Raw genomic sequence first — 13,268 nt, forward strand, 5'->3', positions numbered from 1 at the left:
AACCTGTTGCGCTTAAAAAGTAGTCACTGTTGGCACTGCCAACAGCGGCTAAAAAATGAGCAAAATTCATGTCATCTCTTTTCTTTGGAAATGAAAAAGAGTTTTGCATTGCTGCTAATGGTGTCAGCCGAGACTATTTCAAGCCACACACATTTCCGGAAGGATGCTTCTAATGGTTGAATCAGCAAAGAATAATGAACAAAAACCGGCGGCTGCACGCGCTGGTGCATTAAAATCCACTCTTACCGTAGAGCTTCATACCCTCTATGCCATTCGTTTATGGGAAGGGCGACGTAGCCAAAACGCTGATCCTGAAACATCGGGGAAGCGACGCCCTGATATTTATAGTATGCCCCGTTTTATTCTACGAGCAGGGCAGATCAATGAGGCTTCTGGTGAAGATAACCCTTATGCTGATGCTGCAATGGTCGCCCTGGAAGAGACCTTAAATAAAGGTACGCAGTTACTTCAACAGGCTGTTGCCGAGCTGGACAAAACACTGGCAAACATCCCTGCACAAATTTCTCTTTCAGATGTTGCTTCCGTGTCTCCTTTAAATATTGGTGTATTTAGTCGCACTCCTGTGGGATATCGCTGTGTTTTCCTTCTGGTCGGTTATGACCAGCTTGCGATGAAAGCCTTTCAAGCCTGGCACTATGGGCTTATATCACGTTCGGAACGCGACACTCTATTGGACCGAGGGGGGCATTGGATCCGTAGCGTATACGGTGTCGTCCAACACTATCGTCCCGCGAAGGTGACTCGAGATGATATTCGTCTCGAAACCCCCGCAGGTAAGGATGCGATCACCCGTTTGGGTATGCCTGACGAAGATATTATGTCGGGCGCAATACGCTCCTCTTTCTCTCCACCACTCAAGACCTCTGCATTAATTTCCTCTAAAAAAGGAGCTAAATCATGAGTATGAATCGACAGGTAACGTCTTTTTTGATGCCAGGTGTACTCTGCACCGCGTTATTGTTAACGGGGTGCGCAGGCACCGAATTGGGTGAATGGAACAAAAAAATCAGTGACGCTGCCCATTCGCTGGCAACCGGTGGCAGCGGCGGCTCCAGTGAGGGTAGCATGCCCTGGATGACCCGGGCCGGTATTTCGGGGCCCCGGCAGGACGTGCAACATACGTATAGCCTCCCGGTGGATGTTGATATCGCGGCGGCACGGCTGAAAAGTCATTATCAGTTCATCTCCTCCGAGGAGCTTGAAAGTCTGCGCCAGCGTGATCAGCACGGTGACTGGAGTGCGAGCTCCATTGATGAAGCACGTCCGGTCTGGTCAGCAAATCGGGGCAGTTATTACAAGATGGGGCAGGAATGGAAAGGCAATGATCGCCTTGAGCTCGAAGTGGTCAAGTCCGGCGTTGGCAGCCGTCTGAAAGTGACATACAGCTCACCGGATGCGTCACACCTGACCGATGCTTACCTTGGGAGACTGATGACGCAGTTGCAGCAGGTTGCCAAAGGTCAGGGCTGAGGGAGGTTATCTGATGCAGCTCTACCTGTGTGAGAAACCCAGCCAGGGTAAAGATATCGGCGCCATTCTCGGGGCGACCCAGCGTAAGCAGGGCTATCTGGCGGGCGCCGGCGTCATCGTTACCTGGGCAATCGGGCACCTGCTGGAGCAGGCTCAGCCGGAAACCTACGGTGAACAGTTCGGTAACCCCTGGCGAGAGTCTGTGCTGCCTATCGTGCCTGCTCAGTGGAAAATGGCGGTAAAAAAAGACACTGCCGATCAGTTTGCGGTCATCCGTGGGTTGCTCAAACAGGTTGATTCTGTGGTGATTGCGACCGATGCGGATCGTGAGGGGGAAGTGATTGCACGAGAATTACTCGAGCATTGCCACTTTACCGGCCCGGTCCAGCGGCTCTGGTTGTCAGCGCTGGACGAGGCCAGTATCCGGCATGCTCTGGCAAACAAACTCCCTGGCGAGAAGACCGCACCACTGTATGAGGCCGGCCTGGCACGCGCCCGGGCTGACTGGATGACGGGGATGAATTTAACCCGACTTTACACGCTTAAGGCCCGTGAGCAGGGATACGGCGAGGTGTTATCGATCGGGCGGGTGCAGACCCCCACGCTGGCGCTGGTCGTGAACCGTGACCGCGAAATCGCCAACTTTATTTCCAAGCCGTACTGGCAAGTCAGGGTCTCGCTGCAGAAGGGGGGGATCGCTTTCCCTGCAAACTGGGTACCTGCCGCCAACTACTGTGATGAGGAGAAGCGTTGTATTCAGCAGAATGTGGCGCAGGCCGTCGTGCAACTGTGTCAGCAAACAGGTCATGCCGTTGTGCTTGAGGTAGGGACCGAGCGCAAGAAAGAATCGGCGCCGCTGGCCTTTGACCTGGGCACCCTGCAGCAGGCTTGCTCACGCAAGTGGGGGATGAGCGCCAACCAGGTGCTGAGTATCGCGCAGTCGCTGTATGAAACGCACAAAGCGACCACATATCCCCGGACGGATTGCGGCTATCTGCCGACATCGATGCGGGAAGAGGTTGCCGATGTGCTGAGTGCGGTTACCCGCACGGATCCAACGCAGAGCGAAAACGTGGCCAGGCTCGACAGGGCCTTTGTTTCCCGCATCTGGAACGACAAAAAAATCACGGCGCACCATGGGATTATCCCGACCAAGCAGCCGTTCGATTTGAGCAAGCTGTCTGCCGATGAGCTGAAGGTCTATCAGCTGATCCGTCAGCATTACCTGGCACAGTTCTTGCCGTTACATGAAGTGGATGTAACTGAGGCTACCTTTAATATCGGCGGACAATTGTTCCGAACCCGTGGCAAGGTCGAGGCGGTGGTAGGCTGGAAAGCACTGTTCCAGCATGACGTGAGCGAGGCGAAAGAGGAGTCGGCAGACACGGATGATGTCCGGTTGCCGGCGCTGGTAAAAGATGAATCCGTCGCGGTTGCCGGCGCGGAGCTTAAAACGCTGCAGACGAAGCCCCCTGGGCATTTTACTGACGGGACACTGATCGCCGCCATGAAAAATGCTGCGGCGTTCGTCAGTGACCCGCAACTGAAGAAGGTGCTGAAAGAGAATGCGGGACTGGGTACTGAAGCGACACGCGCCGGTATCCTGGAAACGCTGTTTAAACGCGGCTACCTGGAGAAGAAGGGAAAAATCCTGCTCTCCACGCCGATTGCCGGCGAACTGATAGATGCGTTACCGACCGCGCTGACCAACCCCGGGATGACGGCGCTGTGGGAGCAGGCGCTGGACGAGATTGCCCAGGGGCAGATGACACTCGAGACGTTCATGAGCCGCCAGGCACAGTGGACGGGCCATCTGGTGGAGAAAGGGAAGACGCAGGCGGTGAAGTTCACCGCGCCTCCTTCACCGCCGTGCCCGACATGCGGTGGGACGATGCGCCGGCGTGCGGGTAAGAAAGGTAGCGGTGCCTTCTGGGGCTGCAGTAATTATCCCACTTGCCAGGGTATCATCAACATTGATGCAAAAGGTGGTCGTAAGGCTAAGCGCTATAAAGCAAAATCACCGGCTAAAAATAAAACAATCGGAGCGGAGTAAGAGATTGTCTGGTGTACATAGCTGAAAGTTTTGCTAATGTGGGCGAGCTTTGATGCAGAGCACCCCGTGGCTGCGGATGGCAGGAAAGTTTAATGCATGGACAATTCTGCTTCAGCCCGTATCGATGGCCTCCACACTCAGGTTGATTGATTAAGCGCATGCGACTTCGTGAAAAGCGCGCCAGGAGTTTACTATCTCTCCTCGAAGTCAGATGAGATCTACTACCAGTTATGGTGCAAACTCCGCGGCGCAGTCTTTGACTGTGCCGTTTTTGTTTTCTCAATTCACAAAATTGATATTCCTGGTTGACAGCAGCAGCACCTGAACTAAAAATGAACAGGCTTACTTGTTGTCTTCGGACAACCACCAATGCTCAGTGGGTCTGTGATGAGCGCCTTCGGGTGACCCTGCTGTTAATTGACAGCCACTAATGATCCCATTACCTGAGAGGATCGCCTTCGGGTGGTAACAAAAGAACGCTTCCTTAGCCTGAGAGGGAGTACGTAGCTTAGCTGCGTGGTACATCTGCCCGCCTTTGAGAGTAGATATCGTTGATAGTGAGCGCGACTTTGCGTAACGATTAAGGCTTATTCAATCTGATCAGACTGTCAGGATATGGCGTATGGCCATACCTGGCTCCCGACGGGAAATACTTTTCCCGTCAGGGAAGGTGTATTTCTCCGTCACCGAATCTTTACTCCTGGAGAAAACATCATGTCTACCCAATCTCAGCAAACATCTACCAAAACTGAATACTTCAACCTGACTATCAAAGGGATGGGGTACCTCAGCAACATTCGTCAAGTTAATGGCCCGAATGGCACCTTTATCAGCTGTGTCATCAATGGACTTTCCGGTCCTACCGATAACGCCAGTTACACGCGTTTCGATGTGACGGTCGCTGGTAAAGAAGCCAGCAGCCTGATCAACCGCTGTCAAAAGTCAGTTGATGAAGACAAAAAAGTCCTGATTGGTTTTGTGCTCAGCAATCCCAAAACGGACATCTTCACGCTCAACAGCGGCGAACATGCCGGTGAACAGCGCGTCAGTCTTAAAGCCCGCCTTATCAAGGTCGATTGGATCAAAATCGGTCAGGAAAAGGTATATCAGGCTGAGAAATCCGACTCTACGCCGCCTCAGCAGGGTTCCGCACAGCAACAATACGCGGAAAACTCTTTCTGATAACGCCCTCTACGCCTCGATTTTTCGGGGCGTTTTTCCCTTTCTAATTCTATTCCCTATGAGGATTCGATTATGGCGTCTCGCGGCGTAAACAAAGTCATACTTGTCGGTCATCTCGGCCAGGATCCTGAAGTCCGTTACATGCCAAATGGCGGTGCGGTGGCTAACATTACCCTGGCGACCTCTGAAAGCTGGCGCGATAAGGCAACCGGTGAGCAGAAAGAAAAAACCGAATGGCACCGTGTTGTGTTGTTCGGCAAGCTTGCTGAAATTGCCGGTGAATATTTGCGTAAGGGCTCACAAGTCTACATTGAAGGCTCCCTGCAGACACGCAAATGGACCGATCAGGCCGGTGTTGAAAAATACACCACTGAAATCGTCGTCAACATTGGCGGCACTCTGCAGATGTTGGGTGGGCGTTCGCAACCTGCCAACGCAGGACAATTAGGTCAGGGCAGTTGGGGCAAACCTCAGCAACCGCAACCTTCGCACAGTGGTACGCCGGCTCAGCAACCCCAACCAGCGCAATCGGATGGGAATGCCGCGCCGATGGATTTTGACGATGACATACCGTTCCTTGGGTTTGGTTATGGTATCGCAAAATCAGCCATTTACGCTTTGTGATCGTCGGGAGACATTATGCCGACAATACTTAGAGTAGGTGGTTTTCGCTTTTACTTTTACAGTCATGAACCTAACGAACCGGCGCATGTCCATATTGATAAGGGCAATGCAACCGCTAAAATATGGTTACATGATGTCAGTATTGCGCGTAGTGTGGGATTTGCATCACATGAACTGCGTATACTGCAGCGTCTGGTGACTGAACATCGGACACTTTTACAGGAGGCCTGGGATGCTTACTTTACGCAATGAAAATGATCTGCGTGTAATGAATGTCCGCATCGATGATGACCGTTTGTCGGTTGATTTGATGGATGGCCGAACTATTTCGGCACCGTTAGCTTGGTATCCCCGGCTTGCGGCCGGTACGCAGGCGCAACGGGAAAACTGGGAACTCTGCGGGGCTGGAATGGGTATACACTGGCCAGATCTGGATGAGGACTTAAGTACGGAAGGGTTGTTGATGGGAGCGAAAGGCATTACTCGTACCCCTTCATTATCCTGATGTTGTTCCTCGTCATCTGACACTAAACGCTGACCTTCGGGTTGGCGTTTTTTTTTGAATAGCAATAAAGAGTTGTTAATTGAGCCTCCCGGACGGTAACCGCACAGTGACACCTGCCAATTGTCACTGAACAGGAAATCTTCCGGATGAAAAAAACAATTCTCTTCTCTTCCCTGGCTGCACTCATGCTGACCGGGTGCGTTACTCAGCAGCCACTGCAGCAACGCGATATTTCCCCTGTCACGCCTTCGGTTACCGTCACCCGCAACGTTCAACCGGTCAGCCCGGATGCTTACGGGCAGGTGCCTGAGGTCGTGCGCTACGACCGTTATTTACTGGTCAGCACCGACCCGGCAGCCGTTCAGCGTGATCCGCTCTCGCAAATCATCGATATCCGTATTCCGGCATCAGTAAAACCGACGGTGGCTGACGCGTTGCGTTATGCGCTGCGCCAGTCTGGCTATTCCTTGTGCGCGACCGGACCTGCAAACGGCGTGCTGTACCGGCAGGCGTTGCCGGCGGTGCAGTACCAACTGGGACCGATGCGTTTGCGTACCGCGCTGCAGGTACTGGCAGGCCCCGCGTGGCAGCTCGAGGTAGACGACGTGCAACGTGTTGTCTGCCACAGCCTGCGTGACGGGTATCAGTTGCCGGCGACACAGCTGCCGCCAGTGACGGTGGCGCCGGCCAGGGCGGTTTCAGCACCGGTTTCAGCGCATCCTGCTGCGACGGTCATTGCACCTCAGCCCGTTAACGCGGTACCGACAACCGGCGGGTGGCTGAAAAAATGACTGAGCATAATGAAGACATGGTGCCGATGACACCGGCAAAAAAAGGGTTGCTGCGAAGCCCAACCTTCTGGGGGGCAACGGCCGGCGTCGTTGTTGTCCTGGTGGCTGGTCTCGTCGGTTCAGGGGCTATCAGGCATGTGGACCAGCGTATTGCCCTGCTTGAGCAGGCACAGAAAGCACTGGCACCGCAGGATGGCATGAACTCTATGGCCGATGAGCTGCAGGCGCAGGCTAAACAGCTTAAAAGCCTGGCTGAACGTCAGGACTCGCTCACGCGGCAGATTGGTGCGCTGACGCTAACCAATGGGTTACCGGAAAAACTTGAGCAGCAACTGCAGGCTCAACAGGTTGAGTTAAATGCGCTGAAAGACAGCATTGAGTCCGTGAAAAAGTCAGCGACTGAAAAGCTTGTACCGACTGTAGCCCCCTCAACGGACGTCCCCGCTGCACCTTCAGCGACCGCCAAAATCACCCCAAAGCACAAGCCCACGCCAATTAAATCCTCCCCGCGTAATGCGGGACCTCGTGTGGCGCGCAAAGCGCCATTCGTGCTGACCGGGGTTGAGCAGCGCGGGACATCGGCCTTTGCGGCTGTGGCGCCGCTGGGGTTCAGTGATTTGTCGCAGGTGCGGTTAATCGGGGAAGGGGAGTCGGTCGCCGGCTGGATCCTGGTCAGTGCCGGCTATGGGCAGGCGACATTTCGTGTGAACGGCCGCCTGCAGACTGTCAGCGCTCAGTAAGGAGAAGATGATGAAACTGAAATACAGCGTGATTGCCCTGATGCTGCTGAGCCCGTTATCACAGGCAGCGCAGCAGACGACTATTGAGAACAGCCAGTCTACCCTGAGCGAGATTCAGCAGAGCCAGGCCAACAAGACGGCGCAGCAGGGCAGACAGTGGGGCCTCAGTGGGGAAGAGTACCAGCGTTATCAGCAGTTGATGGATGGCCCTCGCGGGACGCAGTCTCCGGGGCTTGATCCGTTAACTGCCCTTGGTATCGAGGCACAGAGCGATGCCGAACGTAAAAAGTACGCGCAGCTGTGGGTAAAGCAGGAGTTCGCCCGCACAGAAAAAGAACTCAAGTTCCAGCGTGAGGTGGATGCGGCCTGGCAGCGCCTTGGTGTGTTGCCGGTGAACATGGGGAATGCGGCCGGTATCGCACATGACACCGGCGGGCGACTGGCGCTGTTCGTGAAAGCGAAGGACTGCGGGCAGTGCGATGCACGCCTGGCGGCGGTGCTGGCAGATAACCGGCCGGTCGACATTTACCTGGTTGACAGCAAGGGTAATGACAGTCTGCTGCGCGAGTGGGCCCGGGCGCATCACATTCCCGTCGACAAGGTACGCGCACGTCAAATCACGCTGAATCATGACGGTGGCCGCTGGATGAAATTCGGCAACGGCCTGATGCCAGTGGTGCTGCAACAAGGGGAAAACGGATGGACACTCGCCGCATTCTGACCCGGGGGCTATTGCCCCTGTTTGCCCTCCTCACCGTTGTGAGCGGTGGCGTCGTTCACGCCGCCACCCAACAGGTTCCTTCCGGTTATCGGGAGGTGGCGCTGCGCCACGGGGTGCCGCCGGAGTCCCTGTACTCGGTGGCACTGGCCGAGACATCGATGGCGCCGAAAAGCATCATCTCTGTGACTCGCGGGGCTGGCCCGGCCCCGGATGTTGAGCGTCCCTGGCCCTGGACCATTAACGTGGCCGGCAAAGGATATCGTTACGCCAGCCGCCTGCAGGCCTGGGAAGCACTGCAGCGCTTTTTGAAAACACATCCTCGCAAGCGCATCGATGTCGGGATTGCCCAGGTCAATCTGGGCTGGAACGGCCATCACTTCACGTCGAGCTGGGAGGCGTTTGACCCTTACACCAATCTCAACGCGGCAGCGGCCATCCTGCGGGAATGCTATGACCGCAATCCCGGAAGTTGGCTGGTTGCCGCCGGGTGTTATCACCACCCCGCCGGCGGCGCACCGGCAGCCCGGTATAAATCCATCGTGAGTGGCAAGCTGGCACGCCTGAACGGCAGGGATTCCGCTCCGAATCGGAAGGTCAGTACAACCCCCACGGCCACGGCGTTACCGGCACAAACGGCGGCGCTGACGTGGGTTGAACCACGGAGCCAGTAAGCATGATGAACGTTAGTTTGACGAAGCAACTGGAAGAACTGAAAGACCAATTGCCGGCGGCGCTGGCTACATGGCAGCAGTCGAAAGGCGGGAAAATCACCGTTGGATGGATGCATGCCGCTAACCCTGAAGTCATCGGCGCTTTGCTTGAGCTGCTCGATGGCCATGAGCAGGAGGACGCATGAAAACGCTTGAGATGATTAAAAACCTGGCAGAACGCAACGCCGTTGTTGTCAGTGCTGACGTACTCGCTGTGTTTGCAGCGCTGGAAAAATCGCATCAGCGCATCGGAGAGTTGGAGTCTCAGCTGCAATCGGGGTTTACGCCGGAGGCGCTGGCTCAGGAAGAACGAGCGGAAAATGCCGAGCAGCGCGTAGCAGAGTTGGAATTCATGCTGAGGAACACATAATTATGAAAAAATTGAATTTCCTGCTGTTTGGCCTGAGTCTGGTGACCACCACTGCGCTGGCCAACCTGAACGTGATCGCCGATATCGGTGGTGAAGATGCTTCGCCATATTTTGAAGGTATCAACCGTCAGGAGGGAGCGCAATCGTCTCCGGTCGTGCCGCCAGCGCCGGCATCGCCCGCTGAGGCCGAGGCGGCCGCGTTGCCTGTGGCAACGCCAGAGCTGACACCCGGCGATGTGGCTGACAGACCGCTGCAGTTACCGGGGATTGGTTCGTTGTTTATTGTGGGGGATGACGATGCCAGTCGTCTCTGGCTGCAGGCGAATGCGGAACAACTCAAATCCCGGCATGCTGTGGGTCTCGTCGTTAACGTCAGTAACCTGCCTGCCCTGCAGGCGCTGCGTGAGCTGGCGCCGGGTGTGCCGATGGCGCCAGCCTCCGGCAGTGAGTTGGCGCGCCGGCTGCAGCTGTCGAATTACCCGGTTCTCATCACTGATACCGGTTTGTCCCAGCAGGTTACACCATGATGTCTCCGCAGCATGTCGGTATCGCGCTGATGGCGAATCCGGTGCTGGCCGTCCTGCTGACAGGGCTGTTTATTGCGGTGATGGCCGGGTTGAATCTGCGTGGCCGTGAGTCGGCCTCCGTACGCCGCCACCGGCGTTACCGTGCGACTGCTGCCCGTGTTCTGCAGCGACTGCCCCAGTTGGGCGGCAATGGTCAGCGTCTGGCCTATCTGCGCAAAATCAATCCCTACGTTTTTGAAGAGCTGCTGCTCCTGGCGTTCGAGCGTCAGGGGTATGCGGTTATCCGCAATACCTCCTACAGCGGCGACGGCGGCCTGGACGGTCAGGTCATTATTGAAGGCAAGACCTATTTCATCCAGGCCAAACGGTACGGCCGGGCAATCACACCGTCTCATATCAAGAGTTTTGGTGCATTGCTGAGACATCACCATTGCGACGGTTTTTTCATTCATACCGGCCGTACCGGCCAACTGAGCCATGCTTTGCTGCAGAACCATCCCCACGTCCACCTGGTTAGTGGCCAAAAGCTGCTGGCGTTACTTGCCGGCAATACAGAGTGGATGTTTTTTTTAACCGTGAATTCGGTCACCAACCTGAATGATAAGGAAGGTCGTCATGAGTAATCGCCATGTGATGGAAGCGCTGCTGCGCCCGGCGGTAGAATTGAATACCGCGATCGTTGCCGGTGCTGCGGCAGCGATTTGTTTTGCTGCTCCCTGGTCGGTCGCCCTGGCGCCGTCGGTGAGTTATGTTACTGCCGGCGGGTTTGCGGTGCTGTCCGCGGTACGAGCACGGCAGGGCCTGCGGGTGGTCCGTTATCGCCGTAATCTGCGTCGGTTACCGCGCTATGTTATGACCAGCGCACAGATCCCGGTGAGCCGGCAGCGGCTGTTCCTAGGGCGGGGTTTCCGTTGGCAGCAAAAGCACACCCAGCGCCTGATGGATACCCGTCGGCCGGAAGTGGAAAAATATGTCCAACCGTCGCAGTTGTACCAGATGGCGCGCCGACTGGAGCTTAAAACCGAATATACCTTGCCGTGGTTGTCCCAGCTGCTGCGCAAGGATTCTCCACTCAATCCGGTGCGGCCGCTGCCACCGGTCGGGGGGAACCCGGCGATCCATGGTATTGAACCCGATGAGCTCGATGTCTCAATGGCACTGGGTGAACGCGTAGGGCATAGCCTGGTGTTGGGCACTACCCGTGTCGGTAAGACCCGCCTGGCGGAACTGCTGATCACCCAGGATATTCGCCGCGGTGATATCACCATTGTGTTTGATCCGAAAGGGGATGCTGACCTGCTGCGGCGTGTTTGGGCTGAAGCCCACCGTGCCGGCCGTGGGGATGAGCTGTTCATCTTCCACCTGGGCTGGCCGGATATCTCGGCACGCTATAACGCCGTCGGGCGCTTTGAGCGTGTGTCCGAAGTGGCCGGGCGTATTTCCGGGCAACTGAGCGGAGAGGGCAATAGTGCTGCGTTCCGTGAGTTTGCCTGGCGATTCGTCAATATTGTGGCGCGTGCCCTGGTCGCGCTGGGTCAGCGTCCGGACTATCAGTTGATCACCCGTTACGTGAACAACATCAGCGAGCTGTATGAGACCTACGCAAAGAAAGTGATTGAAGCGCGTATGCCGGCGCTGCAGCAACAAATCGACAACAGCCTGCAGGTGCTGACGGAGGACGATGTCCCGCGCAATATGCAGGGCCAGCCGAACGCGATAAAAATCATGGCGGTGGAAATGGCGCTGAGTTCCGAGGCCGGCAAGCAGCTGTATGATCCCATTCTCGATGGACTGCGTAGTGCCGTGAGATATGACCGTACCTACTTCGATAAAATTGTGGCGTCACTGCTGCCGCTGCTGGAAAAACTTACCACCGGCAAGACCGCCGAGCTCCTGGCGCCGAACTATATGGATATGAGCGACCCGAGGCCCATTTTTGACTGGGAACAAGTTATCCGCAAGCGCGGTATTGTCTACGTGGGGTTGGATGCCCTGTCGGACGGGGTGGTCGCCTCTGCCGTCGGCAACAGCATGTTTGCCGACCTGGTGTCGGTTGCCGGTCATATTTATAAACACGGCATGCACGGCGGGTTGCCGACCCGGGCAGACGGTAAACTGCCGATCAACCTGCATTGTGACGAGTTCAACGAGCTGATGGGGGACGAATTTATCCCGCTTATCAACAAAGGCGGCGGCGCCGGTATGCAGGTGACGGCCTACACGCAAACCGAGTCGGATATCGAGGCGCGCATCGGCAGTACCGCGAAGGCGGCTCAGGTGACAGGTAACTTCAATACCCTGATTATGCTGCGTGTGCGTGAGAACCGCACTGCGCAGTTGCTTACCACACAGTTGCCGGAAGTGGATATCTACACCAAAACCCTGGTATCAGGGCATGCCGATACGGCCGATGTGGAGAAGGGACAGGATTTTACCTCCAATACCCAGGACCGCGTCGGTACTGTGAAAGCCCCTCTGCTTGCCCCGGCGGATGTGATTAACCTCCCGAAAGGGCAGGCGTTCGCGCTGCTGGAAGGTGGTCAACTGTGGAAGATTCGGATGCCACTGCCCAGCGGCGACAGGGATGATGCGTTGATGCCGGCCAACCTGCAGAAGATTGCCGAGGAGATGCAGCGCAACTACCGTACCAGCGAGTCCTGGTGGTCTGCCAGCACGGTAATGCCGGATGTTGCCATCCAAGGGGGGCTGAATGTCGCAAGCGGTGAATAATCAGCCTCAGCAGCTCGCACAACCCCGTAAGCATGGGCTGTTTTACAATGTACTGTGGGGCTGGCCGTGGATGCTGATCGGTATGTTCCTGGCTTCGCTTTTGGTGAGCCTGGTGATCGAATATGTCGGGATGGCATTCATCTGGCCGGAGCTTGGCGCGTCGCACAGTGAAGCGGTGATGAACACCGAGTTGGGGTATCTGTCCTCTGAGTTTACACGCAGCCTGCTGTTGTCTGAACCGTCAGTGACCGTCACCCGCTGGATTATGATGGCGTATCAATGGACCTTCGTGGACAGTGGCTTTTTGGACTGGATTAAGCAGGCGTATGACACGCAGGTACACAGCCAGAATGCCGTGGCCAGGGAGTTGAACAGCTGGAGCGGTTGGCTGGCAGCCACGCTTAAAGAGTACCTGATGGCAACGGTGTACGTCACCGTGATCACCCTGGTACGCGTGACCATTTTAGTGCTGTCCATCCCGCTGTTTATCCTGGTGGTCCTGGTTGCGCTGACCGAGGGGTTGGGGCGGCGTGATATTCGGCGCTATGGTGCCGGCTATGAGTCAAGCTTTGTCTACCACCACGCCAAGCTGATGGTGAAGCCGGCGGTGTATATCCCCTGCATGCTGTACCTGTCCTGGCCAACGGCGGTATACCCCAATCTGCTGTTGTTGCCGGCCGCTATCCTGCTCGGCATTGCGGTGACAGTGACGACAGCGTCGTTTAAGAAATATTTGTAGGTCAGAAATCCAGGCTGGACGGCGGCGTACAAAACTGGCTTTTGTGCGCTGCCGTCAGCAGACAAGCCGCTCGCGGCGCGGCAGT

17 protein-coding genes are annotated in these 13,268 nt (G+C 56.1%); all 17 read left to right on the forward strand.

Going from position 1 to position 13,268, the window contains the following annotated elements; genetic code table 11:
• The first annotated feature begins 172 nt into the window (after positions 1–172).
• The 17 genes from WA302_RS18825 (at position 173) to WA302_RS18905 (ending at position 13,183) form a co-directional block, all read left to right on the forward strand.
• On the forward strand, positions 173–922 hold the full coding sequence (locus tag WA302_RS18825) for a PFL_4669 family integrating conjugative element protein (RefSeq protein ID WP_072008282.1): 750 nt from the start codon (positions 173–175) through the stop codon (positions 920–922).
• Positions 919–1,491: a hypothetical protein gene (locus WA302_RS18830; protein ID WP_195880173.1), complete on the forward strand. Its 573-nt coding sequence runs from the start codon at positions 919–921 to the stop codon at positions 1,489–1,491. Before WA302_RS18825 ends, WA302_RS18830 begins: the two co-directional genes overlap by 4 nt.
• A 13-nt stretch (positions 1,492–1,504) precedes the next feature.
• Positions 1,505–3,544: a DNA topoisomerase III gene (locus WA302_RS18835; protein WP_336064663.1), complete on the forward strand. Its 2,040-nt coding sequence runs from the start codon at positions 1,505–1,507 to the stop codon at positions 3,542–3,544.
• A gap of 714 nt (positions 3,545–4,258) precedes the next feature.
• Complete coding sequence (locus WA302_RS18840; RefSeq protein ID WP_089186710.1) at positions 4,259–4,726, forward strand: STY4534 family ICE replication protein; 468 nt, start codon at positions 4,259–4,261, stop codon at positions 4,724–4,726.
• A gap of 72 nt (positions 4,727–4,798) precedes the next feature.
• Positions 4,799–5,350 (forward strand): single-stranded DNA-binding protein, encoded by a 552-nt coding sequence (locus WA302_RS18845; protein ID WP_089195180.1) that lies wholly within the window; start codon positions 4,799–4,801, stop codon positions 5,348–5,350.
• 15 nt (positions 5,351–5,365) lie between these two features.
• Positions 5,366–5,602, forward strand: a complete 237-nt coding sequence (locus tag WA302_RS18850) for a DUF4160 domain-containing protein (RefSeq protein WP_012146806.1) — start codon at positions 5,366–5,368, stop codon at positions 5,600–5,602.
• Entirely contained in the window at positions 5,583–5,855 is a 273-nt protein-coding gene (locus WA302_RS18855; protein WP_049209680.1) for a DUF2442 domain-containing protein, read from the forward strand. Before WA302_RS18850 ends, WA302_RS18855 begins: the two co-directional genes overlap by 20 nt.
• A 146-nt stretch (positions 5,856–6,001) precedes the next feature.
• On the forward strand, positions 6,002–6,646 hold the full coding sequence (pilL2, locus tag WA302_RS18860; protein ID WP_089186713.1) for a PFGI-1 class ICE element type IV pilus protein PilL2: 645 nt from the start codon (positions 6,002–6,004) through the stop codon (positions 6,644–6,646).
• The gene (locus tag WA302_RS18865; RefSeq protein ID WP_197804672.1) at positions 6,643–7,386 is read left to right on the forward strand and encodes a hypothetical protein; all 744 of its coding nucleotides are present in this window, start codon (positions 6,643–6,645) and stop codon (positions 7,384–7,386) included. The genes pilL2 and WA302_RS18865 overlap by 4 nt, the downstream gene beginning before the upstream one ends.
• 10 nt (positions 7,387–7,396) lie before the next feature.
• Complete coding sequence (locus WA302_RS18870; RefSeq protein ID WP_089186715.1) at positions 7,397–8,107, forward strand: TIGR03759 family integrating conjugative element protein; 711 nt, start codon at positions 7,397–7,399, stop codon at positions 8,105–8,107.
• Positions 8,086–8,778 carry a transglycosylase SLT domain-containing protein gene (locus WA302_RS18875; RefSeq protein WP_089186716.1) on the forward strand — a complete coding sequence of 231 codons (693 nt, stop codon included), beginning with the start codon at positions 8,086–8,088 and terminating at the stop codon, positions 8,776–8,778. The genes WA302_RS18870 and WA302_RS18875 overlap by 22 nt, the downstream gene beginning before the upstream one ends.
• Positions 8,779–8,780: 2 nt before the next feature.
• The gene (locus WA302_RS18880; RefSeq protein WP_126027005.1) at positions 8,781–8,963 is read left to right on the forward strand and encodes a hypothetical protein; all 183 of its coding nucleotides are present in this window, start codon (positions 8,781–8,783) and stop codon (positions 8,961–8,963) included.
• Complete coding sequence (locus tag WA302_RS18885) at positions 8,960–9,187, forward strand: hypothetical protein (protein ID WP_089186718.1); 228 nt, start codon at positions 8,960–8,962, stop codon at positions 9,185–9,187. The genes WA302_RS18880 and WA302_RS18885 overlap by 4 nt, the downstream gene beginning before the upstream one ends.
• A gap of 2 nt (positions 9,188–9,189) precedes the next feature.
• Positions 9,190–9,714: an integrating conjugative element protein gene (locus WA302_RS18890; protein ID WP_089186719.1), complete on the forward strand. Its 525-nt coding sequence runs from the start codon at positions 9,190–9,192 to the stop codon at positions 9,712–9,714.
• Entirely contained in the window at positions 9,711–10,337 is a 627-nt protein-coding gene (locus WA302_RS18895) for a restriction endonuclease (RefSeq protein WP_089186720.1), read from the forward strand. Before WA302_RS18890 ends, WA302_RS18895 begins: the two co-directional genes overlap by 4 nt.
• On the forward strand, positions 10,330–12,444 hold the full coding sequence (gene traD / locus WA302_RS18900) for a type IV conjugative transfer system coupling protein TraD (RefSeq protein WP_089186721.1): 2,115 nt from the start codon (positions 10,330–10,332) through the stop codon (positions 12,442–12,444). The genes WA302_RS18895 and traD overlap by 8 nt, the downstream gene beginning before the upstream one ends.
• On the forward strand, positions 12,425–13,183 hold the full coding sequence (locus WA302_RS18905; RefSeq protein WP_089186722.1) for a TIGR03747 family integrating conjugative element membrane protein: 759 nt from the start codon (positions 12,425–12,427) through the stop codon (positions 13,181–13,183). The genes traD and WA302_RS18905 overlap by 20 nt, the downstream gene beginning before the upstream one ends.
• The last annotated feature ends 85 nt before the right edge of the window (positions 13,184–13,268 follow it).

The organism is Serratia sp. 201 (assembly GCF_037027545.1).
In the GTDB taxonomy this organism is placed as follows: domain Bacteria; phylum Pseudomonadota; class Gammaproteobacteria; order Enterobacterales; family Enterobacteriaceae; genus Serratia; species Serratia bockelmannii.